Source organism: Pseudomonas sp. F-14 TE3482 (genome assembly GCF_053629455.1).
This window is the reverse complement of record NZ_JBRJII010000001.1, coordinates 3,977,462-4,002,151: the sequence shown is the minus strand read 5'-3', so window position 1 is coordinate 4,002,151 and position 24,690 is coordinate 3,977,462. Positions and strand designations below refer to the sequence as shown.

Sequence of the window (24,690 nt, the reverse complement as noted above, 5' to 3'; positions counted from 1 at the left end):
CTCACTGACGTTCAAGTTCGATGCGCGTTACCCCACCGAGGCCAACGGCGACGATGGCTTCACCTCCTGCCGGAGTTACCCCGTACAAAGGGATCGATTGCTGGCTGGCAACCGGGCGGTAACGTTCAGCCGAATCATCGTCACTGAGCAACACTTCGCCTGCCTGGGTGATGAGGACCACTCGGCCGTCGCCCAGAGGCGTCGCCGCGGTGATTGTACTTTCGCTTTGGGTACTCGCCTGTCGCCAGTGGCGCCCATCGTCATGACTGACGTAGGCGTTGCCGCGAAGACCAAAAAGCAGCAGGCGCCCAGGCTGCTCAAGCATTCCGAACCAAGTGCCGCCATAGGGTGTAGCAAGTGCTTCGAACCGTCCTGTAAGCGGATTGTTTTGCAGTAACAAACCTTGCTCCCCTGCCAGGTACACGCGGCCGCCGTAGCCAAGTCCCACGGCGTTGAAGTGCAAGCCTCCCGGGTTGTCCGTTCGACTTGCCAGTGACTGCCAGGTCTGACCTCCGTCGCGCGTCTGCAGCAAGAGATTGTATGCACCCACCGCGTAGCCGTTCAGCGCATCGGAGAAGCGTACATCCAGGAAGGGCCGGCCAGGCCCCTCCGCCTTCAGGCGTTCGGCATCCATCAGCGCCAGGGATGCGCCAGGTTCCTCGTCACCGGCACTGGCGGCGAGCGGTTGCCAGTACGCAATCAACAGATCCGCCAATACCCGCCCGTCCATTTGCTTGACCCAGGTTCGGCCGCCATCGGCGGTATGCAGGATGACCGCGCCATGGCCAACCGCCCAGCCCTGCTCCGCGGTGGGGAAATGCACAGCGACCAAATCTACCGAGACCGGCACACTCGCTTGATGCCATGTGGCAGCGTCATCGGAATACACGATGTGCCCACGGCGGCCCACGGCCACCCATCGGCCATTGGGCGCCTTAGTGATGCCGGTCAACATGCTGCTGCGGGCCAATGCGCTGGGGCTGGCCGGCAAGTCCAGAGGGTCGCGGAACTCGGCTGCCATGACGCCAGCCAAGCCCAACAGCAACCCGGCAAACGCCAATAGGGTTTGTTGTATCAGTCGCATCGCAATGATCCTTGTAGGTGGCGCCTGGCGTCATGCGACGCCAGTCGATTACGGCAACCGCTCAGCGGCCGCTACGAGCCTGCAAGGCTTCCGGGGTGAATGTTGAACGTGGGTGCAGCTTGTCCAGCACCTTCCAGCCGAATTTCAGATCGGCATAATGCTGGGAAAAAGAGTAGGCACCGGTTGCGAAGTCATATGCCCAATAGGTGCGCGACATGGGAGCCTGCTTGTCGTAGAGCTGGCTCATGCCCTGCTGCATCGACTTGTATAGCTTGCCGGATCCGTCGTACTCATCGGCAACGCCTGCGCCGGACCAGTCTTCATCGTAGTAGTACAGCCGTTTGCTATAGACGTGACGCACGCCGGGCTTGAGCGTTCCCTCCACAACCCACACTCGGTGCAGTTCCCAGCGCACATGGTCGGGATTCACGTGCTTGGGCGTCAGCGACTTGTCCGAGGTCACATTGAAGCTCAGGTCATAAATGTTGTAGGGAATGTAGAGTTCACGCTTGCCCACCAACTTCCAGTCAAAACGATCGAGACGGCCGGTGTAGATTTCAGCATCGTCATACGTGGTGACCCCTCCCTGCGAAGCGATAGGGGTGTCGTAGGCGATGTCCGGACTAAGACGCACACGGCGCGTACTCGCCGAATAGGCATAGGCACGCCGGGGCATGTCGACCAGGTCGACGGTGTCGTAATACATGGTCGCATCACCGACGCTGCGTGCTGGGCCGGTGAAGTGGTAAGCATTCTGGAAGATGAACGAATCGTTCTTCTTGATCGACTCTGCCGTGGCCTCTGGATTATGAAAGGCGAAATTGCGCGACAGCTTGATTTCGCCTGAGTTGATCAACTTACCGTTGCTATCGACGTAGAAGTTGCGCATGTGATCTTCGACCGCGATACCGTTGTACCGCGTCATATGGTTCCACATCACTTCCTGGCCGGTTTTCGGGATCGGAAACGGAATCCCACCAATTGCACCCTGCAGGGCATCGCCCCCCTTGCCGAGGCTGGCCTGGGTCGCATTACTACGGGTCTTGTCGAGGATGTACTGCGGGTAATTGACACTTCGATGGGTGGGATACACATCAAGCCGGTAGGTGGGCTGCCGGCGCAGCATTTCCTTGGTGCCTTCCGACAGCTTGTCCGTGTAGTCAGCCATGTTAGCGGCGGTGATCACGTACAGGGGCTTCTCCGCCGCATAGGGGTTGACCCATTTTCCGCTGTCCTTGACGAAGCCGACGGGATTGGTCGAGGTAGGAAGGCCGCCGTTGTAGGCGGGAATGCTGCCGTCTGCGTTGCCCTGCGCCTGGGCGCCAAACAGCGTCAGGCCGGCGCCCAACTGCGCCGCTTCATCGGCGCTGACTGCGGCCAGCGCATGGCCGCACAGGCTTACGATTGCGCAAGCTGCAATGGTTTCTTTCAACATGGGAGTGCCTCGATAGAATGGTCGGCAAGTCAAAAGGAGGTCTGGTAGGTCAGTGATACCCAGGCCTTATCCAGATAGGGAGCGCCGAGAATCAGGTTGTCCGACTGGCTTTTTTTCTGGTCGTAGTAGGTCACGGCCAGATCCACGAAATGACGGGCGTAAGCCTCTGCAGAAATGCCTACCTTCGCCGTGGTGAAGCCTTCGCTGCCTCCGCCGTTGGTGGGCGCGTTTCCGCTGAGATTTCGCGAGAGGAAAATCGGCAGCTTGAGGTCGATGCCGGGGAAGACCTGGACCCAGGTCGGGGTAAACGCCACTGAAATCGAATAGAACTCATCATCCGAGCAACCGAGCATGGTGGCGTTGTTGTTGCACCCGGCGTTATAACCCTTGGCACGGTAGGCACCACGGTTGTCGGTGACTTTATCCAGCCTTGCCCACGCAACCTCGCCAGACAGGCTGGCCGAGTCGAAGTACGCCGTGTCACCATACGTCTGCACTGCATTGAACAACCCATGCCAGGTCGAGCCGCGAGCGCCTTCCAGGTGATGCGCCTGGTCTGCAGCCGCGCCACTTGAATTGAGTGGCATATTTTCGCGGTAAGACAATTCGGCCCCGACTGCAACACCCCACAGGTTACTGCTGACACTGACACCGTACAGCTCGATGTCCTTGGCATAAACCGCGTGCACCAGGCCTGTGGCAAAGTCGCGCTGGGAAACCCATGCCGACTTCTCATCGAAGCGGCGATAGTAGAAACCGAGCGTGCCATCAAACCATTCCGGTCGATACCGTAGCGACACGCCGTAGTCGCCCTTGTCGCCCTCGATGGCCTTGCCCCGCCCCACGTTGGGGCCCTCGAGTATCGCGTCGCTCCCCGCAAAGTAGGTCCCGCCCTCGGGGATGCGGTTAGGTTTCCACTCGAACAGATACTGCCCCGCCAACACGATGTCGTCGTTGAGTTGAGTCATGAAGGAAATCTGATCGACAGGCAGCGCCGTTTCCTTCGCAGAGGCGCCGGGGTTGGCGGTGCCCTTGCGCAGATCAGCGGGCGCTTGCGAATAGGACACTGCGTTGGTGCTGCCGAAGAGTCCCTCGCCCCAGATCACCGCATGCTGGCCAGCGCGCACATCGGTGGCCAGGCCTGCAGGTTCGAAACGTCCATACACGTAGGCATCCAAGAACTCGCCCGAGGGACCCCCGTAGTAGCGCTTGACGATAGGGGTGAATTGATTGTCGACGTAGCTGGTGCCGCCAGGGACCGTTGCCGGATGCTTGCCATCATAGGCCTCGTCATACCAGGCGGCTGCACTGAGGCGCGCGCCGTAACGGCCCTGATAATTCAGGTCCAGTTCGGTGAGCAAATCGAGCCGGTTGGTTATGGTGTCGTATTTGTCGAACGCGGCGTTGCTCTGGTCGTATGCGCCACCGCTTGCACGATCGACCAAATGACTCTGGTCCTGAAGGCGCATCCCCCAGTTGTAACGGGCGGTGTTGTCCCACCTCAGGTGAAAATCGGAATCACCCATGTCTGCTTCGAACGCCTGAACCTGGCCCACCGTCATGAACGCAATCGTGACGCCGAGCAAATGGGGCGGCAATCGCCCCGCAGCCTTCATCATCATTGATAACCCTTTTCGCTTTTTTATTTGTGAGGGTGCGGCAACTTCATATTCACTAATGTGAATGGCGTTTCATAAATAGTAGAGATATTGATGCTGCGCAAGAAAACTGATGATTTTTTTATTTCTCGCCTAATCCGGGGAGTACAAGCAGTTATTGGGCAAAAATGGGCCACGAACGGAAGAAGCCGCGGGGATGAGACGAAAAATACGTATTGATATATGAACGTCGTTCATTATAAATTAAACCCCATCAATAGCGTCGCGCTAGCAGCGAGAGCTCGGGGTTGAGGGCGAAAATCACATGAAGCGTTTGAGAAAGGCCGGCGTCGGTGAGGCAACCATAGATGGACTGACGTATGAGTGACTCATGCCTGCGACCATTGACGCCGATCCAATTGCAACAGGTCATCGATGCCAACCCCTTCAGTAACTGGATGCAATTGCGTGTTCATCGAATCGATGAAGGAGAACTCGAGCTGCGTTTGCCGAGCCGCCCAGAGATGCTGGGAACCGAGGCACTGCAGCGGCTGCATGGTGGCATTATCAGCAGCCTTATCGATGTTGCCTGCGGTTATGCGGCGCTGTGCATCAGCGGCCGTGGCGTCAGCACGGTCAACCTGCAAACCGACTTTCATCGCGCCGCAAGCCTGGGTGAATTACGCGTCGAAGGCAGCGTGCTACACCAGGGAGGCCGCCTTTTGACAGCGCAAGCGCGCGTGACATGCTGCGCCGGCATTCTTCTCGCCAGCGGCCGCAGCACCCTCTACATGAGTCGGAATGTCCATCCTGTACTTGCGCCCGAGTCGCTGGCAGATGCCCTGCCCGGCGTCCATCACCAAAGGTAACAGCCGATGCGTGAAGCACTCTTCACCACTCCCATCACCGAAATGCTGGGTATTCGCCATCCGATACTTTGCGGTGGCCTGGGTCCTGCAATTGCCGATGCCGACTATGTAGCGGCCGTGGTCAACGCGGGCGGCATGGGCTTCATTGTGGCGGCCGGTTTTCCCGACCCCGACGCATTCCGCGAACAGTTGACGCGATGCCGCCTGCTTACCGGCGGCAAGGGCTTTGGCGTAAACCTCTATATCTCTCGCCAGGCCGGAGGGGCGCAACGGCTGGAGCGCCATTTGCAAATCCTGATTGAAGCAGGTGTGAAGTGTGTCGAAACGGCAGGTGCAAGCCCCGAACCGGTGCTGCCCATGCTGCGCGACGCCGGTGTGAAGGTGCTGCACAAAGTGCCTGCGGTGCGGTATGCCCACACGGCCGCGCGGCTGGGCGTCGATGGAGTGATCGTGGTGGGCAATGATTGCGGGGGGCACCCCGGGATCTATGGCATCAGCAGCATGGTGCAAGCCGCGCAGGCTACAGCAGAACTAAGTCTGCCAATCGTAATTGCCGGTGGTATAGGCACAGGCCGGCAACTGGCAGCCTGCTTGGCGATGGGCGCTGACGCTATCCTGATGGGCTCACGCATGCTGGTTGCCAAGGAGCTCGCAATCCATGACGCCTACAAAGAGCAGGTGGTCCGCGGTGACGGCACGGAGAGCATCGTGGTGAAAACCGGCCTGAGAGACCATCACCGGGTGCTGGTCAATGACAGCGCCAAGGCTGTTGCGGCGCTCGATGCCAGCGGCGCCAGCGAATTCGAGCAATATCGACCGCATGTGATGGGCGCCCTCGCAACTCAAGCCTATCAAAGCGGCGATAGCCGCCAGGGGATGCTCGATTACGGGCCGGCGACGGTGTTTGCCGATGCCATCAAGCCTGTGGAATCCATCTTTGATGAAATGATTGATGACGCCCGCAATGCCCTCACACGCCTGGGGCTACTGACTCGCCAACTGAAAAAAGACCATGACTAAAATTTTCACCCACGAAGACTCGCTCGACCTCAGCGGCATCATCAGGCCCGGCGAGACCGTGATGTGGGGGCAGGCCAATGCCGAACCTCTGCCCTTGACGAACGCGCTGATGCGCAAACGTCGGCGCATCGGACATTTGCGCGTTTTTCTGGGCATCACCGACAGCGACACCTGCCTCCCTGAACATGCCGACTGCGTCGAGTTTGTCTCGTATTGCGGCAGCGGGCACAACAGAGCTCTGGCCAAGGCGGGCGTACTGAATATCCTGCCTTGCCATTATTCCGAATTCCCTAAGTTGATTCGCCAGGGCCTGCTGAGAGTCGACGTGTTGATGTTGCAATTGGCACCGCCAGATGAGCTGGGACGGTTCAGCCTGGGACTTGCACACGAATACCTGCTGCCCGCCCTGGAAACCGCCAGGGTTGTCATAGCCGAAGTAAACCAGGCATGCCCATGGACATTCGGTGAGCGCTACCTGATCCAGGACGAGCTGGACGTCATACTGCACACCGATCGCCCGCCCCTGCAAAGCCGGACGGTGGAGCCTGGACCAGTGGAGCGTGCCATCGCCCAGCGCGTTGCCGAGCGCATCGAACACGGCGCTACGCTTCAACTTGGAATTGGCGCGATCCCCGAAGCCGTACTTCAAGCTCTGCATGACCATCGGGAGCTCGGCGTGCACTCCGGGACCATCGGTGATGGAGTGGCCGAGCTCATGCAACGGGGCGTCATCACCAACTCCCGAAAGAGCCTGGACAAGGGAGTCACCGTGGCCGGAGTGCTGATGGGCAGCGAACTGATCCACCGCTTCGCCCATCGCAACCCTTTGATCCGCATGCGCTCCACCGAATACACCCATTCGCCGCAGGTCCTGGCCGCTCAGGATCGTCTGGTAGCCATCAACTCGGCGATCGAGGTGGACCTGACAGGGCAAATCAATGCGGAGAGCGCGGGTGGCCAGTACATCGGCGCCTTGGGCGGCGCAGTTGACTTCCTGCGCGGAGCACGACAATCGCGTGGAGGGCTGCCCATCATTGCCCTGCCTTCCACTGCCGGGCCGCGCAGTCGGATCGTGTCGCGCCTGAGTGGGCCCGTGAGCACGCCGCGCAGCGACGCCGGACTGATCGTTACTGAATATGGCGTCGCCGACCTGCGCGGGCTTAGCCTGAGCCAGCGCGCTCGCTGCATGATCGAGATCGCTCATCCGGATTTTCGCGAACAACTCAAACAAGACGCCGCCAGCCTGTAGCTGGCAACAGGAGCAAAACATGAGACGTGCAGCAATTGTCGCCCCACTGCGAACCCCCGTAGGCACCTTTGGAGGCAGCCTGCGACCGCTCGCCGTAGAAGTGTTGGGGGCCCATGTCGTCAATGCCGTACTGAGCAAAAGCGGGCTGGATCCGGCGCGCATCGACGATATCGTCTTTGCGCAATCGTACGCCAACAGCGAAACCCCTTGCGTGGGGCGATGGATCGGCCTGCAAGCAGGGCTGCCGGTTGAAGTGCCCGGCATGCAGCTCGACCGACGCTGCGGTGGTGGCCTGCAAGCCGTACTGAGCGCCGCGATGATGGTACAGACCGGGGTGGCTGACGTGGTCGTGGCGGGCGGCGTCGAGAGCATGAGCAACATCGAGTACTACAGCACGGATATGCGCTGGGGCTCGCGCGCTGGCACAGTCAAAATGCATGACCGCCTGGAGCGAGGTCGGGAACGTTCGCAGCCTGAGGAGCGCTTCGGCCACATTTCCGGAATGATCGAAACCGCTGAAAACCTGGCCCGCCTCTACGGCATCAGCCGCGAAGACAGCGATGCTTATGCCATGCAAAGCCACCGACGAGCAGCACAGGCCTGGTCTGAAGGACGTTTCGAGGCGGAAGTAGTCCCCATCAGTGTCCCGCAACGCAAGGGCGAGCCGGTACTGTTCAGCCGTGATGAAGGCATCCGCGCCGAAACCAGCATGGAAAGCCTGAGCAAGCTACGCACACTGATGCGCGATGGCACCGTGACCGCGGGCAACTCCAGCCAACAGAACGATGCCGCAGCGGCCTGCCTGGTAGTGGCTGAGGACAAGTTGGCCGAATTGGGACTTGAACCGATGGGGTATCTGGTCGGTTGGGCCGCCGCGGGTTGCGAGCCCTCGCAAATGGGTATCGGTCCGGTACCCGCCGTGCACAAGCTGCTGGCAAAAACCGGCCTGAGCCTGGCGCAAATGGACCTGGTTGAATTGAATGAGGCATTCGCCTGTCAGGTGCTCGCAGTACTCAAGGGATGGCAGTGGCACGACACAGATCGATTGAACGTCAATGGTTCCGGCATCTCGCTGGGTCACCCGATCGGCGCCACTGGAGTGCGGATGATGGCCACTCTGTTGCACGAGCTGCAGCGCCGCCAGGGACGCTATGGCCTGGAAACCATGTGCATCGGTGGCGGACAAGGGCTGGCTGCTATTTTCGAGCGTTACTGACCGCGTGAGGTGGATGCGGTTAGTGTAAATCCCGGGCCGCACTGCGGCCCTTTTTATACGAGCGCATCCATTCCATATCGGACGTCAGCGGTCACCGACCTTTGAAGACTGGCTTGCGTTTTTCACGAAAAGCGTTGACCGCCTCCTGATGGTCTTCAGTCAAGTTGGAAAGCGCCTCGTACGCCAGCGATGCATCGATCACCGAAGTCACCGCCTGCTTGAGTACAATGTTCATCGAGGCCTTGGTCCACTGGATCGCATAAGCTGCACCATTGGCCAGGCGGGCGGCCATTTCCTGGACGCGCTCATCGAGATCGTCCGCAGAAACAGCGTAGTTGATCAGCCCGATTTTCTCGGCATGCTCGGCAGTAAGGGCATCACCTGTGAGCAGGTACTCCTTGGCTTTGGCAAAACCGATGAGCTGCGGCCAGATGGCTGCACCACCGTCCCCCGCGACGAAGCCTACCGCAACGTGCGGATCGCCGATTTTCGCGTGTACGGCGGCGTAGCTCATGTCGCAATAGAGGGCCAGCGTGGCTCCCAGTCCAATGGCATGGCCATTGATCTTGGCAATGATCGGCTTCTGGCAATCGAGCATCGAGAACACGATTTGCTTGCCACGGCGCATGCTGTCGAAGAAGCGTTGTGGCTCATCGATCACCTTCTGCATTTCTTCTATATCACCACCGGCGCTGAAGGCCCTGCCTGCGCCGGTCAGGATAATGACCCGCGTTTGCGGGTCATGGCCGGCTTCGATAAACACCCTCGATAACTCCTTGTCCATGTCGTCATCGATGGCGTTGAGCGTGTCCGGTCGATTGAAGGTGATGGTGAGAATGCCGTTGTCGCGCTCGACTTTGAGCGCCTGATAACTGGAAAGATTCATTGTTGTCCTCATCATGCAGCCGCTCGGGGCGCATCAATTTGTTAGGGCTGAAGTGTCCCAGGCCCGCTGTTGTGGCGCCTGAATCAAACAGGATCCCAGGTAAACACATCACCCGAGCGTTCCATAGGTACGAACGACCCCTTGAGCGCAGGCATGCCATGTTCGGCAAGTGACTCTGGCGTCCAGCCCTCGGAGCGCTGCACCGAACGAATCGGTCGAGGCTGACTCATCAGGAAGATCTCATTGTTGCGCACCGCAAACACTTGCGCATTGACGTCGCTCGCCTGATCGCTGGCCAGATACACACAAATGGGAGCGATCTTGGCGGGCGTCATCTGCTTGATTTTCTCGACGCGGGCCTGCTGCTCCGGTGTATCGGTAGGAATGGCGCCGATCATGCGACTGAAGGCAAAGGGCGCTACGCAGTTGGAACGTACGTTAAATTTTTCCATGTCGAGGGCAATGGACTTGGACAATGCCATGATCCCCAACTTGGCCGCGTTATAATTGGCCTGGCCCAGATTACCGATCAGCCCGGACGTGGACGTCATATGGATATAGCAGCCGGCGCCCTGCTCCTTGAAGTAGTTTGCCGCAGCCCTGCTGACGTAAAAGGAGCCATACAAGTGAACCTTGAGCACCGAGTCGAATTCTTCGGCACTCATTTTGTGGAAGAAGCGGTCGCGAAGGATGCCCGCGTTATTCACCACGCAATCGATTCGACCAAACCGTTGTACCGCCTGCTCCACCATGCGCGCAGCGGCACCAGGGTCTGACACGCTGTCGGTGTTGGCCAAGGCTTCACCACCCGCGGCGACGATTTCATCCACCACTCGCTGCGCCGGGCCGACGTCCGCCCCTTCCCCCGCGACCGAGGCACCAACGTCATTGACCACTACCTTGGCGCCATGTTGAGCCATGAGCAGGGCGATGTCGCGGCCAATACCGCCGCCAGCGCCCGTTACCAAAACGACTTTGCCTTCGACCATTGCAGCCATTTCTTACTCCGTCCTGTCGGGAGACGCACTGCGTTAGCGCGTTCTCGGCTTCTCAATACAACCAGCGCCAATGCCAGTCGTCCTCAAGCGATATTAATGAACGTTGTTCAACTATGCAAACATTAGGTAGGTGGCTAAGTACTCGTCGGACTTCTGATCCCACTATAAAAAACGGTTCAGCGAGACAAATTGCCGAGCGCAGAGCATCAAGCTGTGATATTGGAATGAGTGATCACATGTGAACGCTATTTGATATACTGCACACCACGTGCGCAAGAATTACAAATTATTGCAGCACCGATTTTTTACCCAAAGGGAACATTCATGAAAAAAACGGAAACCGACGTGGACGCCGCTGAAACGCCCGTATCGCTGGGCCCCCGCTCCGTCACCCGAATCCTTGGGCTGTTCGAGGTCCTGGCCAAATCGCCAGACGGCCTGTCCCTGGCAGAACTCAGCAGTACTTTGGAGTCTCCGAAAAGCAGCCTGCTGACATTATTGAGACCTTTGGTCGCCGAGGGTTATCTCAACCACACGGCCAGCCGCTATTACCTGGGGCCATTCATTTATCGACTCGCGGGCAATATCCTGGCGACACGTAACTTCTCAAGGATGATGCGCCCATACCTTAATGAACTGGCGGGCAAAACCGGCGAGAGCATCTATCTGTCCGTCATTGACATGGACACCCAGATGGTCACCCACATCGATGGCATCGACTCGCAGAATCCTGTGCGTTATGTATCGCCACTAGGCGCGCCCCGCCCCCTGCACTGCACGGCACCTGGCAGACTGCTTCTCGCGTATCAGGACGAAAAAGTGCAGGAGCATTATCTGCGCACGGCCAAACTGAAGGCGATGACGTGGCGGACTGTAACCGACCGCGGGACACTCAAAAAACAGCTCAAGGAAATCCGCGAGTCCGGCATATCCATCAGCATCAGCGAGCTGAGCGAGGGTGCGGCAGGTATTGCAGCCCCGGTATTCGATACCGATGGCACCGTCGCGGCAGCCTTGGTTATTGCGGCTCCCGCCGAACGTATGCAACACAAGCTCAATGATTTGCGGCCAATGTTGATAGAGGCCGCTGCGGAAGCATCGGGCTTGTTGAAAAATTGATTCCAACTGCTCCGCGCAAGGGCCTCACCGGCGTACCGAGGAGGCCCTGCAAAACGGTAACAGCGAACCTAAGCCATTTCTGCGCAGGCTTGTTGGATCGAGCGCGCGTAACGTGCCAAGTGATAGTCCATGCCTCCGAACCAGGCATTGCTAAGCACAAGACGACGGTAGTGATGTCCCACCCTGAACTCTTCCGTCACCCCATAGCCGCCGTGTAGCTGAATTCCCTGGGCGGTGACGAATTTAGCGCTGCGCATCACCTGCGCTTTGCAGCCGGATATCTGCGCACTGCGCTCATGGTCTGCTGCGGTAACCGACGCGAGAATGGCGAGCCCACAGTGCAGACTCGCACGAGCCTGCATGGTCTCGATGGCCATATCCGCCATGCGATGCTGGAGCGCCTGGAAACTGCCGATTGCCACCCCGAATTGCTTTCGGGTTTTGAGGTACTCAGCGCACAGCGCGAGCACATCTTCCATCCCACCGACGATTTCTGCGCACTGGTGGACAATGCTCTCATCGATTGCTCGCTGCAATCCTGCATACGCAGCGCCCTCGGCGCCCAACAAGGATGCCGCCGGGACCACCACTTCATTGAGTACAAGGTCAGCCGCTGGCGTGCCATCAAGCAAACGCACCGGTTCCAGCAGGACGCCCGGCGTATCGCGGGGCAGCAGAAAAATCGAGAGCCCCTCGGTGGCGCCCGTCTCTCCCGCGCTACGCGCCACTACCAGCAGCCAGTCGCTCTGCGCGGCGCAGACCACCATACTCTTGCGACCATTCAAGACATAATCGTCACCCCGACGCTGCGCTCGCGTGGCCACCCATGCGACGTCGCCCCTGGATTCGGGCTCACTGCAAGCCACCGCGATCAGTGCCTCGCCCGAACCGATAGCCGGTAGCAGTTGCAACTTGTGCGCCTCGTTGGCGCAGTGCTGTATCAAGGCTGCTGGCAACAGGCACGCATGCAGGAAGGGTTCGAGCAACAAACCCCGGCCCATTTCTTCCATGAGGATCGTAGTTTCAACCGGGCCGAAGCCTACCCCGCCAAATTCCTCGGGAATGCCGGCTGCCAGCCAGCCCAGTTCCGCATACTCTTGCCACTGCTTGGTGGCGAAATGGCCATCGGCGGCGATTGCCTGCCGGTTGTTGAACGCGTAGCTTTTCTCCATGTAACGCCGGGCGTTTTCCTGCAACATGCGTTGCTCATCGCTCAATTCGAAATTCATGGCATTCCCCTCAAAGATTGAACATTGCCTTGGCGATGATGTTGCGCTGGATCTCGGCCGAGCCGCCGTAAATTGAACAGGCACGGCGGTAGAAAAGCTCTGCGGCCAGGCCTGGGGCGAACTCCGGACCGATGAAACGCTGCCCTCGCAACTCGCGATCCTCGTTTGGGTCCGGGTAATAGGCCGAACCGTAATCGCCCAACACGTCCACCAGCATTTCAGTGAGTTTCTGGTGCAGTTCCGACCCGCGGACTTTGAGCATTGAACCCACGGCCATCCCGCCCGTCTGCTCGCTTACGCCTAGGTGCAAGACCCGCTTGACGGCCATGTCGATGGCGAGGACCTCCAGTTCGTATTCCGCCAGGCGGTTGGCGAACACCGGGTCCTGGATCAAGGGTTGCGCACCCGCGCGCGCCTGCGAGGCATACCGACGAATCTTGGCCAGGTAGCGTTTGAGTGCTGGAGCCTCCGCACCGAGAAAAGCGCGCTCATTGAAAAGCAGGAACTTGGTGTAGCCCCACCCTTTGTTTTCTTCACCTACGAGGTTCTCCACCGGAACCCGCACGTTCTCGTAGAACACTTCGGCCAGATGGTTACAGCCATCGAGGCTGGTAATCGGCCGCACCGTCACGCCGGGTGTGTCGAGATCGACAAGCAGGAAGGAAATACCTTTTTGCGGTTTGGCCTCGGTATCGGTTCGAACCAGCAGAAAACACCACTGCCCCCAGATACCGTTGCTGGTCCAGATCTTCTGGCCATTGACGACGTAGTGATCACCGTCACGAATCGCCGTCGTACGCAAGGACGCCAGGTCCGATCCCGCTTCAGGCTCGGAGAACCCTTGCACCCAATACACTTCGCCCTTTTTGATCGCCGGCAGAATCCGGCGTTTCTGCTCTTCGTTGCCAAACTCGCAAATTACCGGCCCCACCAGGGTGACACCTTGCTGGTTGGGGGACGGAGCGCCAGCCAGATAGCATTCCTCCTCGAAGATGTAGCGCTGCTCGGCGGTCCAGTCAGTGCCTCCGTGCTCCTTCGGCCAGAACGGCACCGACCACCCGCGCGTTTCATGGAGGATGCGAGTCCACTTCAGCGAGTCATCGTCACCTGGCAAATAGCCTTGCTGGCCACGCCAGGCCATGTCGGCCGGAAGGTGTTCGCGCAGGAAGTCCCGAACTTCTTCCCGAAAGATTTCATTGGCAGCATTGGATTCGAAATTCATCGTCGACTCCACTCAGCGGAAAGAAATCGTATGACCACCATCCACTGCGATGGTCTGGCCATTGATGTACCCGCCAGAAGGCGATGCCAGCAGCACTGCAAGACCCGCGAGTTCGTCCACTTCACCGAAGCGCTGTGAAGGGTTGCGTCCTCGGTACCAGTTCACCATGGCCTCGTCCTCCCACTGGGATCGCGCCATCTCGGTCTTGAAGGTACCGGGCGCAATGCAGTTCGCCGTGACACCCTTGCTGGCAAACTCGTTAGCCAGATTACGCACCAACTGCATGTCGGCAGCTTTTGTGAGGCCATAGGTGCCGGTGACAGGATCTCCCAGCAGGCCAACAACCGACGCTACGACAATGAAGCGTCCATACCCGCGCTCCAGCATGCCCGGCACGGTCATTTGTGCCAGCCAGATACTGCTTTGTACGTTGACCTGCATGAATTTATTGAAGGTCGCTTCCTGCAGGTCCAACACCGAGCCGATCCAGGGGTGAATGGCTGCATTGGCCATGACGATATCCACCCGCCCCCAGGTGTGCATCGCGCTGTCGACCAGACGCTGCAACTCTTCCTTGCTGCCGATATTGCAAGGAACAGCAATGGCTTCTCCACCATCGGCGCGGATCTCGGCGGCGGCCTGTTCACAGGCATCCGCTTTGCGTCCGGAAATCACTACCTTCGCGCCATGCGCTGCCATACCCTTGGCACTCGCCAGCCCTAAACCGCGACTGGAGCCGGTGATGATCGCGACTTTGCCGTGCAGGTCAAACAAGGAAGATGTTGTCATCGTAACCTCTTATTTTTATTCGCTGTGCAAATACACTATCCACACTGTGAATTTTGACTATACTCTGAAAATCCTTCTGGAGCGAAAGTAATGATCCAAGTTTTGCCCACAGACCCAAGCCCCGAGGGCGAGAAAGACCGCCAATACGTCACGGCGCTGGCGCGGGGTCTGCAAATTCTGCGTTGCTTCAGTCATGACAAGCCCGAGCTCACTCCTCAGGAAATCGTGCGAATGACCGGGCTTCCTCAGCCGACCGTATGGCGCCTGTGCCATACGCTGAGCAAAGAGGGATTCATCGTCTGTGCAGGTGAAAACAATCGCATGGCGCTAGGTTTGCCCGCGCTGGCGTTGGGGTATGCGGCGCTGGTAAGGCAGTCGTTGCCCAAGATCGCCTTGCCGCACATGCAGGCCCTCACTGACAGCGAAGGTATGGGAATGTCGCTGGCCGTTCGTGATGGCCTGGACATGTTGTATATCCAGCGCACACACGGTGATTTCGTCTACATGAACGATCCGGTGGGCGCCCGGCGTCCGTTTGCTTCTGCGCCGACAGGCTGGGCTTGCTTCGCTGGCTACGACGACCACGAGCGCGAAACGGTGCTCCTGGCGTTGGAGCAGCATGAGCCGAAAGCTTTGCCGGCGTTGCGTGTGCAACTCGAACACAGCCGCGCGCAATTCGCACAGCATGGTTTTGTCACCAGCCTCGGCATTATCCACGAGCACCTCAACGCGGTGGCGGTTCCCATTCGCTCATTGCGCAGCGGCACTGTCTACGCGTTATCTGCTTCAGGCCTGGCTGCGGATTGGCCGCAGTCAAAACTGGAGGCCATCGGTCATCGGCTTGTGCACCTGGCCCGGCAACTTGAAGTCGCCGCCGATTGAATTTCCCCCCATACAGCCATAAAAGGAGTTACCTGTGTCAGCTATCAAACCTCTGGTCCTGGTCACGGGCGCCACCGGCGCTCAAGGTGGCGCCGTCGCGCGAGAATTACTGTCGGCAGATTTCCACGTGCGTATCCTGACGCGCAATCCGCAGTCACCTGCGGCGCAGGCGTTGATCGCCGCTGGCGCTGAGGCGGTAGTGGGTGATCTGGAGGATGCGTCGTCCCTGGCCGCGGCCCTTGAGGGCGCGTCCGGAGTATTTTCGGTGCAGATACCCGATGCTGCAGGTACGGACGCGGAACGCCGACACGGTTTCGCCCTGGTTCAAGCAGCAAAAGCGGCGGGCGTTACCCACTTCGTTCACACCTCGGTATGCGAAGCCGGTAAACATACGCAGTTCCCCCGTTGGGACAGCAACTACTGGTGGCAGAAGTACTGGACCGATAAGTGGGATGTGGAAGAAGCCGTTCGCGGTGCCGGGTTTACCCATTGGACCGTGCTGAAACCGGCATTCATGATGGAGAATTTCGCCCAGCCCAAAGCGCGCCACATGTTTCCCCACCTGAAGCAGGGCAAGATCATCACTGCGCTCTTACCGTCCACACGCATGCAACTGATTGCCGCAGATGATATAGGCGTTGTTGCACGTGCCGCTTTCGTCGACCCTGGACATTTCTCCGGGCACAACATTGACCTGGCCATCGAGGCCCTGACCATGGATGAAGTGGCCCTGACCCTCTCGCGGGTCCTGGACAAACAGGTTCGTGCGGAGTCGGTCAGCCCTGAGAAGGCGATCGAATCCGGTGTGTTTGCAGGCTGGGTACGCTCCCAGGAGTGGACCAACGAAGCCGGATACCAAGCGGACATCCCTGCACTTGTCCAGTCGTTCGGCCGTCGCGACATCGTGCTGACGCCTTTTGAAGCATGGGTCAAACGACACGCCGGTGAAATCCACGTCGATGCGTGACAGGTCTACTTGTAGCTGACTAACAAAAAGAGATGAAACCATGTCCAACTTGTACGATCTTCCCGATGACATCATGGTCACCGCCGAAGGTGGCCTTCGCATCATTACCCTCAACCGGCCGGACGACCTCAATGCCTCGACGACCGAGATGCTTTTTTCCTACCCCAAGCTGTTCCGCGGCCTGGCCGAAGATCCCGATGCCAGGGTCGCCATCCTGACGGGTGCGGGCCGGGCATTCAGCGCTGGCGGCGACATGAACCATTTCGTCAAGACACTGGACGACAACGACTTCGCGCGCGCAGTCCAGGAAAATGCTCGTCGCACCATCCACAGCTTCATCGACTTGCCTATTCCTATCATCGCCGCCGTCAACGGACCGGCAGTCGGCTGGGGCGCAACGCTCGCGACCTTATGTGACATCGTCCTGATTTCCGAGAACGCCTTCATGGCGGAACCCCACATCAACATAGGTCTGGTCGTCGGTGACGGCATATCCGTTTCCTGGCCGCTCTACACGAGCCTGTTGCGCGCGAAGGAGTTGATCTTTACCGGAGACCGCATCAGCGCCCAGCAAGCTGTCGAATTCGGCTTGGCTAACCGTGTTGTCGCCCCGGATAAGCTGCTCGAGGAAGCCAGGGCACTGGCCGCCAAACTGCTCAAGCAACCAAGCCAGGCGTTGCGCGAGACCAAGAAATTGATGAACCTGTACCTGCACCGCTCCGCCGCGCACATGCTCGACGCCACCTTGGGTCGCCAGCTCGCGGCTACTACCAGCCCCGAGCATCACGCGGTCGCCAGTCAATTCATCGAACAACAGAAACGCAAGCAAAAAGAAGCGAAGTAAAACCCGCTGAAACAAAAGCCCCCGAAGCGATGCTCCGGGGGCTTGGTTGCAGCCCTTCCCGTCAAAACCGAGTGCCTGGCCTCAAGAGCGTGGAACGGATGCAACCTTATCCTGGAACCGGGGCGCCTCGTTTACGGGGATCTGGGTAGCGAGCCGACGCTGGACAGCTTCCGCTTCGGCGATCAAGGTTTTCATCAGCTCGGCGATGCTCGGCAAGTCATGTACAAGGCCAACCGACTGCCCGGAAGCGGTCATGCCTTTGTCGAGATCACCGGTCGACATGGTCAGGCCATGCATCTGCAACATCTTGGACATGCGCATCATCGACTCGATCTGCCGAGGGCCCAGCGAAAGTGTGTGCTTCACTAACTTGAACCATGGCGTTTTCAACTCTTTGGCAATGGTGAACGAGTTGAGAAAAATCTCCCAGACATTCAACATTTTCGCATTCACCATGCGTTCAGCGGCCGCCGTTTTCATTTGCCGGCATGGAATACCGTCGAATCGGTCGGAAAAGATGGTGTCTTGAACGTCCAGTTCCAGCGCCTTGTTCTTGAAATTGGCATGCATCGGACCTTCCTGAGTGACCCAGAACCGCGTGCCCATGGACACGCCCGCGGCTCCCAGCGCCAGCGCGCCCACCAGGCCGGCACCGTTGGCCACCCCGCCGGCAGCGATGATGGGAATGTTGAGCAACTCGGCCAACCGAGGAATCAGAACGAAACTGCCGATTTCCCCGGCGTGGCCCGCGGCCTCGTAGCCTGCGGCGATCACCGCATCGCAACCATGGACCTCGGCCCGCTGCGCCAGCCTGACGTCACTGACCGACGCCACGACCTTACCCCCATAGGCGTGCGCAGCCTTGACGATCCAGTCGCCCTTGCCCATGGAGTAGTTGATGACCGGCACGCCTTCCTCGAGCATGACTTTGGCGTTCGCCATGCCATTGGGCAGTGCCAATGGCGCATTGGCACCAAAGGGTTTGTCGGTCAATTTCCGGATCTCCCGGATCGCTGCCCGCGTCACATCAGGCGGATTGGAGCCGGCGCCGTAAACGCCCAAGCCACCAGCGTTCGACACCGCCGCGACCATGTTCGGGAACGCAACTCGGCCCATTCCTGCATTGAGGATTGGATAATCGATCCCGAACAGTTCAGTAATCGCAGTTTTCATGTTCTAAGTCCCTGGGCGCATGGGTAACGCCGGATATTGTTGTTGGGTTTTTCCAAGGATTAGGAATAAGTCGGCTCATCCCACCAGGGGAAATAGTCCGGCATGTCTTTGGACACTGTACATTCAAACTCAGGCAGTCGTTTTTCCATGAATGACTTCACCCCTTCCTTGGCATCCGGGCTGCGTCCGCGGGTGCAGATACCACGGCTTTCAATGCGATGGGCTTCCATGGGATGCGACATCCCGAGACTGCGCCAAGCCATCTGGCGCATCAGCGCCACCGATACGGGAGCCGTGTTGTCGGCGATCTCGCGAGCGATCTCGTAGGCACGGGTCAGCAGTTGGTCATGCGCCACCACCTCGCTGACCAGGCCTCCGGCCTTCAGCTCGTCGGCTGGCATGACGCGTCCGGTGTAACTCCACTCCAGTGCCTTGGTGATGCCCACGATGCGCGGCAAAAACCAGGACGAACAGCATTCGAAAACGATACCGCGGCGTGCGTAGACAAAACCCAGTCGCGCCTTCTCGCTGGCGATACGGATGTCCATCGGCAGCAGCATGGAGGCGCCGATACCGACACCCGCACCGTTGATGGCACCGATCACCGGCTTCAGGCTGGCAAAAATGCGCAACGCCAATTTGCCACCGCCGTCACGCGCGGATTCCTTGCTGTAATCGAACGAGCCATCGGCACGGAATGGACTTTCCTTCTGAGCACTGCCGTTCTTGTCCTTGTCGAAGATGTCCGCGCCTTTTGACAGGTCTGCGCCACCGCAGAAGCCTTTGCCCTCGCCCGTCACCACGACGACCCGCACTGCGTCGTCGCGGTCAGTCTCATCGAACAAGGCGATGAGCTCATTCATCATGACCGAGTTCATGGCGTTGAACACCTCGGGACGATTGAGCGTCACCGTGGCGATACCGTTTTCAACCTGGTAGCGAATAGTTTCGTAAGTCACCGGTCAATCTCCTCGACAGCGGGTCGTCTCGACCCGCCGCGCTGCTTTATCTGATAGAAGCCGCTACCCGTAGGCGCGCTTTACTTGTAGGAAAACTTTGGCGGACGCTTCTCGAAGAATGCTTTTTGCTTCTCGACCTTGTCTTCGGTGGACTGTGCCACATACACGCCTCGGCCCTCGAACTCGATGGCTTGCTCCAGGCTGCCAGCGTTCATGTTCTGCCACAGTGATTGCTTCGTCACCCAAATGCCCATCGGCACATTGACCACGATGTTTCTGGCGATCTCAAGGCAGGCCTCCTGCAGTTCATCGTCCGGCACGGCCCTCAACACCAGGCCGATGCGCTCTGCCTCTTCGGCCAGCACGGGGCGGGAAGTGAACAGTATTTCGGCTGCACGTTGTGCGCCGACTGCACGGGGCAACAGATAGCTGATGCCCAGCTCGGCGCCTGATCCGGCGTTGTGGATGGCATTGACGAATTTCGCGGATTTCGCTGCCAGAGTGATGTCAGCCGCCAGCGGAAAAGCCAACGCCATGCCTGCCACAGTGCCGTTGACGGCGCAGATGATCGGTTGCGGCAAGTTGCGCATCAGCACCGGAAGAGAGGCGATTACATCGATCGTGTAACGCGAGTAGAAAGGCTTGCCGACATCATCCGGCACCCAGTCGGCCTTGCCTGGGTTTTTCAAGTCATGGCCGGTGCAGAAATGCCTGTTTCCCGCAGCGGTGAGAATAACCACGCGCGTTCTCGGGTCATATTTGATCTGTTTGAACAGATCGGCCAGCTCCGTATACATCTCGAATTGAAACGCGTTGGTCGCATCCGGGCGGTTGATCGTGATGCGTTTGACGCCTTCGATCGGCTCGTCAATCAGAAAGTTGTCGCTCATCACTTGGCTCCCTCTTCACCGTTCAACCAGTGCGCCTTTACCATGCCATCGCCATAGGGCTCATCGCGCTTCTTCAGGGCATCCTTGAGGCCATGTTCGGCCATGTCGGCTTTAAACTGGGTACGGCGCGGTCCTTGAGTGAGATGAGCACGGGCATCCATTTCTGCCGCCAGACGCTGAAGCGTCTTCGCGCCCTGCAGTTCCAGCGCGGTATTGACGATACGCTTGTGCGCCGAGAGCAGCTCGGCGTCAACGAAGCTGATTCGACGAGCCAACTCGTTCACTGCATTGTCCAGCTCTTCCACCGGAACAGCGTCAAGCACCAGACCGATTCGGGCAGCTTCACGCCCCCAGAGATTGTCGCCAGTCATCAGCATGCGCTTGGCCCATTGCGGACCGACGTGATAAATCCACATCTGAACGGGCGGCGTTCCGTTGGCCCGCGCTGCGGGGAAACCGATCTTGGCGGTCTCGGTACAGATAACGAAATCGCACATCAGCGCCAGGTCGGTGCCTCCCGCCAGGCAGTTACCCTGAACTTTGGCAATGACCGGCTTGTGCATGTCGAACAGCACCATGTTCAACTTCTGGGTCTGCTCCAGATTCCAGCAGTCATCATCAATGGACTTGTTGGTCGTACGGTACCGATTGACGTCCCACGGCGGCGTACCACCCTCGAACCCTGCATAGGCACCCGCCAGGTCATAACCTGCACAGAAGTCTTTCCCGGCGCCTTCGAGGATGACAACGTTGACGTCGTTGCGATCATCAGCCTCCAGCAAAGCATCACGTAGTTCGGTGAGCATCGCAGGATGGAGAGCATTCCGCTTGTCAGGACGATTCAGGGTAATTCGAGCGATGCGGTTTTCGACACTGAATAGCAGATATTCGGTGCTACGGAGGTGCTTATTCATTGTTATCTCCATGCGATTTTATGAACGATGGTCGATAATATAAACGATGAGTGCGGATGGTCAAGCTGATCTGAGTGGTTGGCGGACGACTGCGCCGCGTGCAGGCAGCGCAGTTGCAGCCCCTGTATTATCCGCCCTACACGAGGGGCTGCTCGTACAGCGATAGTCGAACTTGAACTCAGCGACGCCGCGCCTCGCGCTCGAAGAGTCGACCGGCAATCACCGCCCCAGATTGATTGGCTTCCTCGGGCAGGTCCATACCGGTGACATCCATCACCTCGTTGAACCCGTCAAGCAGCGCTTCAGCCGACTCAAAGGCGTTTCCCCGGGTCTGGCCGACGACAACGCGGGACAGATGCTGACCCACGCTGTGAAAAAGCTCGCCATTGACCGGGCATGAACGATGCGCGAAGAGTGCGACGGTTTCAGCGACGTACTCTGCAGTCGTCAGCTGTGTAAGTGCCTCGGGTACATCCTGGCCGTCCCAAGCGCGTGTCGCGGCCACTGGCGCGATGCAATTGACGCGAATGCCATGGTTCTCCCCCTCCTTGGCCAGGTACTTGGCAAAACCCGACATCGCCGACTTTGCCATCGAATACGCCGGCATGCCTACTCGCCCCCAAAGGCCCGCCGCGGAATTGATCAATACCATGCGTCCATACCCCTGGGCGCGAAAAAGCGGCCAACACTGACGGGCAAGCTCCCAACTGCCCACAGCGTTCACTCTCAGGCTCGTGTCAAAACCTTCCTGCGCCGCCTCTTCGAGGGAAGTCATGGGCATCACCGGGCTGGCGTTGTGGATGACTATATGCACACCGCCCAATGCAACGGCTGCCTTGATCACTTCGCCGACACCTTGTGCGCTGCCGATGTCAGCCACGACAGGGACAGCCACCCCCCCCGCCGCCCGTATCTCGGCGACCACATATTCAGCGGGGCCCGCGTTACCGCCCTGCTCGCCCGTCAGCGCGCAACCGAGATCGTTTACCACTACGGCGGCGCCGCGAGCAGCAAGGTTGAGCGCAATCGCCCGCCCCAATCCACGTCCTGCACCTGAAACGATGGCGACCTGCCCGTCAAACCGAAGCTGTTGCTGACTCATGGTTGTCCTCCCGGTCATCCAAGACATTCACGCAAGGATGACGCGTCTGATTATTTTTGTTATGTGATTTGCAGTGCGAATAGCTTAACTGCATAGTGAATTTAGCGCACAATTTGCAGACAGGCGACATTTCCCCTGATATGCAGGGTTGATGAGTGAGGGGCGACCGGCAGATCGGGTCGGCCGCCCTCCGCACGACCGGGTCACACAGGGCGTTGCGCCACAGGGCCCGTGGTGGTTTCAGTGGCTGTTAAAATGGTGCGACAGAAGGAATTGACGGTCAGATGTTCCTTAAGCTCAATCGTACGCCCGTCCGGCAATTCAACGGTCCCGGTCATCGTGGACAGCAGATAGCAATACATGCGGGTGCCATGAGCCGTTGGCCAGTGACTGTAGGCGCGACCATGGGCGGCGATGTCTACGGCTACCTTGCAGCCCCCGCGCTCCATGTTCAATTTCCATTTGACCGGCAGATTCATACCGGTCCGCGGATCCTCCCATTTCTCCGTCACGTCGAAGCGAAGGCTCGCCTCTTTATCCTGCGAGGAGATGTTGACCTGCTCGTGTTCGCCATACTTCACGAACCCCAGCTGCATCTGGTCATTGATCTGGAAAAAGTTCACCTTCACGTCCCCTTCGATGGTGTAGAGCCACCACATCCAGTTCGGCGCCGGAAGATTCCTCACCGGGTCATTCATCTGACCGGTCAGGATGTGCTCCCGCACGCCATAAGCATTGACCAGGTTCAACGTCTGCTCGGGTAACTTGATGGAACCGTTGGCAGTCACGAACGCGTCATAGCCGGCGCGATCCGCCTGAGCGGCATTCGCAAAGGGCCCCCAGTTCCAGAGCGGCGTGCCATCCTGCTCATAGGTAAGGTCGAAGTGAGCGCCACCGGCTTCCCCCTTGAGCGCCCAGGTGGGCGGCGCTGCTTCGAAGCGCAGGCCGTTGAAGTCCCAGGTGACACGTTCGTCGTCACGCGTCACTTTCAATTGATCGGCCGTCAGTCGCTCGGTGGGTGTCCAGCCCACCCGCAGAAAGTTGTTGTCGCTCATCGTTCCTCGTTGCGAGCGAGGCACGACGATGAGCTGGATCTCGCGCTCGGCGGTGATGCCCTCCCCCCAAATCCCCTTCCCATTGCCCGACAGGACATAGCCGGCAGCCCAAAGGAGTACGTCATTGTCACCGGCTTGTCCGACCAGCCCCAGTGCCGTCTCTTCCCAAAAATCCGTCTCTTCCGGGGGGGGCGACAGTGAGTCAAAATGCGTCCCCTCGTCGTCGAGCGTGATCGCAGCGTGGGAGTGGTCGATGGACTTGTACTTTGAGTTGTAATCGTCGCTCATAAATCGATCCTTTCATTTGATGGGTTTGCAGGCTCGAGTGCCGTCGCAGCGAACGGCAAAAGGACGTTGCAACCAAAAAATTACAGGCTCCGCACCTTAAAGTATACTCCAGGGTACCATTAAAAGTTGGCGCGGATATTCGCACCTCAAGACATTCAAGGAATCATTGATTGAATTCAGCGCTTACTGAACAGAACAACACAAGCCCCGCATTAGCGGAAGGGCGCTCCAGCAAGGGAGGTCGGCCAAGCCGCGAAGTGGCGGCAAAGCTGCGCAACCAAATCCTTGAAGTCGCCTTGCGCGCGTACAGCCAGCACGGTATCGACGGCGTCACGCTCAGCGATATTGCGCGCGAAGCAAGGATTTCCAAGCGCACGCTCTACACTCGATTCCAAAATCGCGACGATCTTCTGGTTGCGGCGATTGAGCATGGGATCGAACGTTTACTGACTCCGCTGTCGGATACTCTTCCGGCAGGTCCGTTAAGGGACCAGCTTCTTTATATAGGGAGGGAAATGATGACGATTTCCTTGCAGCCGAGTGTCATCGGACTCGAACGCCTTCTCGCCCTGATCGCTCAACGAATGCCTGAGGTCTATCAGCGGGTTTCCGAGACCATTCAGAGGGGTCGCCTGTCGTTGATTGAAGCGATCCTGAAACAGGCTGCCGCCAAAGCTGAAATCGAAGAAAAATCAATACGCATCGCGGCCTCGATCATCTTCGACATACTCGTCACACAGCCGAGGCGGGAGCTCATCAATCACCCAGGCAAAGATGAGGAGACGCTGACTGCAAACGACTATCTGCCAGAGGCGATCGATCTCATTCTGTACGGAATTTGCGTCAGAGCGAAGTAGAGGACGGTCTGGGTCATACAGGGTAGGTCGTTGTCCACCCATCAA

23 protein-coding genes are annotated in these 24,690 nt (G+C 58.7%); 9 read left to right on the top strand and 14 right to left on the bottom strand.

Features of this window, described 5'->3' with window-relative positions:
• Position 1 precedes the first annotated feature (1 nt).
• From AB7M26_RS18190 to AB7M26_RS18180, 3 genes are all read right to left on the bottom strand, one after another.
• Positions 2 to 1,084, bottom strand: a complete 1,083-nt coding sequence (locus tag AB7M26_RS18190; RefSeq protein ID WP_429385557.1) for a WD40/YVTN/BNR-like repeat-containing protein — start codon at positions 1,082 to 1,084, stop codon at positions 2 to 4.
• Between the two features lie 61 nt (positions 1,085 to 1,145).
• Positions 1,146 to 2,519 (bottom strand): DUF1329 domain-containing protein, encoded by a 1,374-nt coding sequence (locus tag AB7M26_RS18185; protein ID WP_429385555.1) that lies wholly within the window; start codon positions 2,517 to 2,519, stop codon positions 1,146 to 1,148.
• Positions 2,520 to 2,548: 29 nt separating this feature from the next.
• The gene (locus AB7M26_RS18180; RefSeq protein WP_429385553.1) at positions 2,549 to 4,141 is read right to left on the bottom strand and encodes a DUF1302 domain-containing protein; all 1,593 of its coding nucleotides are present in this window, start codon (positions 4,139 to 4,141) and stop codon (positions 2,549 to 2,551) included.
• Between the two features lie 356 nt (positions 4,142 to 4,497).
• Between AB7M26_RS18180 and AB7M26_RS18175 the strand changes: the two genes are divergently transcribed.
• From AB7M26_RS18175 to AB7M26_RS18160, 4 genes are read left to right on the top strand one after another with little or no spacing between them, the layout of a single operon-like run.
• On the top strand, positions 4,498 to 4,986 hold the full coding sequence (locus AB7M26_RS18175) for a PaaI family thioesterase (protein ID WP_429385551.1): 489 nt from the start codon (positions 4,498 to 4,500) through the stop codon (positions 4,984 to 4,986).
• 6 nt (positions 4,987 to 4,992) lie between these two features.
• Complete coding sequence (locus AB7M26_RS18170; RefSeq protein WP_429385549.1) at positions 4,993 to 6,006, top strand: NAD(P)H-dependent flavin oxidoreductase; 1,014 nt, start codon at positions 4,993 to 4,995, stop codon at positions 6,004 to 6,006.
• Positions 5,999 to 7,255, top strand: coding sequence for an acetyl-CoA hydrolase/transferase family protein (locus tag AB7M26_RS18165; RefSeq protein WP_429385547.1), 1,257 nt, complete (start codon positions 5,999 to 6,001; stop codon positions 7,253 to 7,255). The genes AB7M26_RS18170 and AB7M26_RS18165 overlap by 8 nt, the downstream gene beginning before the upstream one ends.
• A 19-nt stretch (positions 7,256 to 7,274) precedes the next feature.
• Positions 7,275 to 8,471 carry an acetyl-CoA C-acetyltransferase gene (locus tag AB7M26_RS18160; RefSeq protein ID WP_429385545.1) on the top strand — a complete coding sequence of 399 codons (1,197 nt, stop codon included), beginning with the start codon at positions 7,275 to 7,277 and terminating at the stop codon, positions 8,469 to 8,471.
• Between the two features lie 91 nt (positions 8,472 to 8,562).
• Here AB7M26_RS18160 and AB7M26_RS18155 read toward each other — a convergent pair whose 3' ends face one another.
• Together AB7M26_RS18155 and AB7M26_RS18150 are read right to left on the bottom strand one after the other, a co-directional pair.
• Positions 8,563 to 9,357 carry an enoyl-CoA hydratase/isomerase family protein gene (locus AB7M26_RS18155; protein ID WP_429385543.1) on the bottom strand — a complete coding sequence of 265 codons (795 nt, stop codon included), beginning with the start codon at positions 9,355 to 9,357 and terminating at the stop codon, positions 8,563 to 8,565.
• A gap of 83 nt (positions 9,358 to 9,440) precedes the next feature.
• Complete coding sequence (locus tag AB7M26_RS18150; protein ID WP_429385542.1) at positions 9,441 to 10,355, bottom strand: SDR family oxidoreductase; 915 nt, start codon at positions 10,353 to 10,355, stop codon at positions 9,441 to 9,443.
• Positions 10,356 to 10,679: 324 nt separating this feature from the next.
• On the opposite strand from AB7M26_RS18150, the gene AB7M26_RS18145 reads away from it, so the two are divergent.
• Positions 10,680 to 11,474 carry an IclR family transcriptional regulator gene (locus AB7M26_RS18145; protein ID WP_429385540.1) on the top strand — a complete coding sequence of 265 codons (795 nt, stop codon included), beginning with the start codon at positions 10,680 to 10,682 and terminating at the stop codon, positions 11,472 to 11,474.
• Between the two features lie 68 nt (positions 11,475 to 11,542).
• Here the strand turns inward: AB7M26_RS18145 and AB7M26_RS18140 are convergent, their stop codons facing one another.
• From AB7M26_RS18140 to AB7M26_RS18130, 3 genes are read right to left on the bottom strand one after another with little or no spacing between them, the layout of a single operon-like run.
• On the bottom strand, positions 11,543 to 12,703 hold the full coding sequence (locus AB7M26_RS18140) for an acyl-CoA dehydrogenase family protein (protein ID WP_429385538.1): 1,161 nt from the start codon (positions 12,701 to 12,703) through the stop codon (positions 11,543 to 11,545).
• Positions 12,704 to 12,713: 10 nt separating this feature from the next.
• Positions 12,714 to 13,925 carry an acyl-CoA dehydrogenase family protein gene (locus tag AB7M26_RS18135; RefSeq protein WP_429385536.1) on the bottom strand — a complete coding sequence of 404 codons (1,212 nt, stop codon included), beginning with the start codon at positions 13,923 to 13,925 and terminating at the stop codon, positions 12,714 to 12,716.
• Between the two features lie 12 nt (positions 13,926 to 13,937).
• A complete protein-coding gene (locus tag AB7M26_RS18130; RefSeq protein WP_429385534.1) occupies positions 13,938 to 14,714 on the bottom strand; it encodes an SDR family NAD(P)-dependent oxidoreductase in 777 nt (258 codons plus the stop codon).
• Between the two features lie 90 nt (positions 14,715 to 14,804).
• On the opposite strand from AB7M26_RS18130, the gene AB7M26_RS18125 reads away from it, so the two are divergent.
• The 3 genes from AB7M26_RS18125 to AB7M26_RS18115 are packed head-to-tail and all read left to right on the top strand — an operon-like array spanning position 14,805 to position 17,407.
• Complete coding sequence (locus AB7M26_RS18125; RefSeq protein WP_429385532.1) at positions 14,805 to 15,596, top strand: IclR family transcriptional regulator; 792 nt, start codon at positions 14,805 to 14,807, stop codon at positions 15,594 to 15,596.
• A 34-nt stretch (positions 15,597 to 15,630) separates the two neighbouring features.
• Positions 15,631 to 16,563: an NmrA/HSCARG family protein gene (locus tag AB7M26_RS18120; RefSeq protein ID WP_429385531.1), complete on the top strand. Its 933-nt coding sequence runs from the start codon at positions 15,631 to 15,633 to the stop codon at positions 16,561 to 16,563.
• Between the two features lie 40 nt (positions 16,564 to 16,603).
• Complete coding sequence (locus tag AB7M26_RS18115; protein WP_429385529.1) at positions 16,604 to 17,407, top strand: enoyl-CoA hydratase/isomerase family protein; 804 nt, start codon at positions 16,604 to 16,606, stop codon at positions 17,405 to 17,407.
• 81 nt (positions 17,408 to 17,488) lie between these two features.
• On the opposite strand, the gene AB7M26_RS18110 is transcribed toward AB7M26_RS18115, so the two are convergent.
• The 6 genes from AB7M26_RS18110 to AB7M26_RS18085 all read right to left on the bottom strand — a co-directional run bounded on the left by AB7M26_RS18110 (position 17,489) and on the right by AB7M26_RS18085 (position 23,788).
• On the bottom strand, positions 17,489 to 18,580 hold the full coding sequence (locus AB7M26_RS18110; RefSeq protein ID WP_429385527.1) for an NAD(P)H-dependent flavin oxidoreductase: 1,092 nt from the start codon (positions 18,578 to 18,580) through the stop codon (positions 17,489 to 17,491).
• Positions 18,581 to 18,639: 59 nt separating this feature from the next.
• Positions 18,640 to 19,539: a crotonase/enoyl-CoA hydratase family protein gene (locus AB7M26_RS18105; RefSeq protein WP_429385525.1), complete on the bottom strand. Its 900-nt coding sequence runs from the start codon at positions 19,537 to 19,539 to the stop codon at positions 18,640 to 18,642.
• An 80-nt stretch (positions 19,540 to 19,619) separates the two neighbouring features.
• The gene (locus AB7M26_RS18100) at positions 19,620 to 20,429 is read right to left on the bottom strand and encodes an enoyl-CoA hydratase-related protein (protein WP_429385523.1); all 810 of its coding nucleotides are present in this window, start codon (positions 20,427 to 20,429) and stop codon (positions 19,620 to 19,622) included.
• Positions 20,429 to 21,343, bottom strand: a complete 915-nt coding sequence (locus AB7M26_RS18095; RefSeq protein ID WP_307337266.1) for a crotonase/enoyl-CoA hydratase family protein — start codon at positions 21,341 to 21,343, stop codon at positions 20,429 to 20,431. The genes AB7M26_RS18100 and AB7M26_RS18095 overlap by 1 nt, the downstream gene beginning before the upstream one ends.
• A gap of 178 nt (positions 21,344 to 21,521) precedes the next feature.
• Positions 21,522 to 22,445 carry an SDR family NAD(P)-dependent oxidoreductase gene (locus AB7M26_RS18090; protein WP_429385521.1) on the bottom strand — a complete coding sequence of 308 codons (924 nt, stop codon included), beginning with the start codon at positions 22,443 to 22,445 and terminating at the stop codon, positions 21,522 to 21,524.
• Between the two features lie 203 nt (positions 22,446 to 22,648).
• Positions 22,649 to 23,788: a hypothetical protein gene (locus tag AB7M26_RS18085; RefSeq protein ID WP_429385519.1), complete on the bottom strand. Its 1,140-nt coding sequence runs from the start codon at positions 23,786 to 23,788 to the stop codon at positions 22,649 to 22,651.
• A 170-nt stretch (positions 23,789 to 23,958) separates the two neighbouring features.
• Here AB7M26_RS18085 and AB7M26_RS18080 point away from each other — a divergent pair, with 170 nt between their 5' ends.
• On the top strand, positions 23,959 to 24,645 hold the full coding sequence (locus AB7M26_RS18080) for a TetR/AcrR family transcriptional regulator (protein WP_429385517.1): 687 nt from the start codon (positions 23,959 to 23,961) through the stop codon (positions 24,643 to 24,645).
• The last annotated feature ends 45 nt before the right edge of the window (positions 24,646 to 24,690 follow it).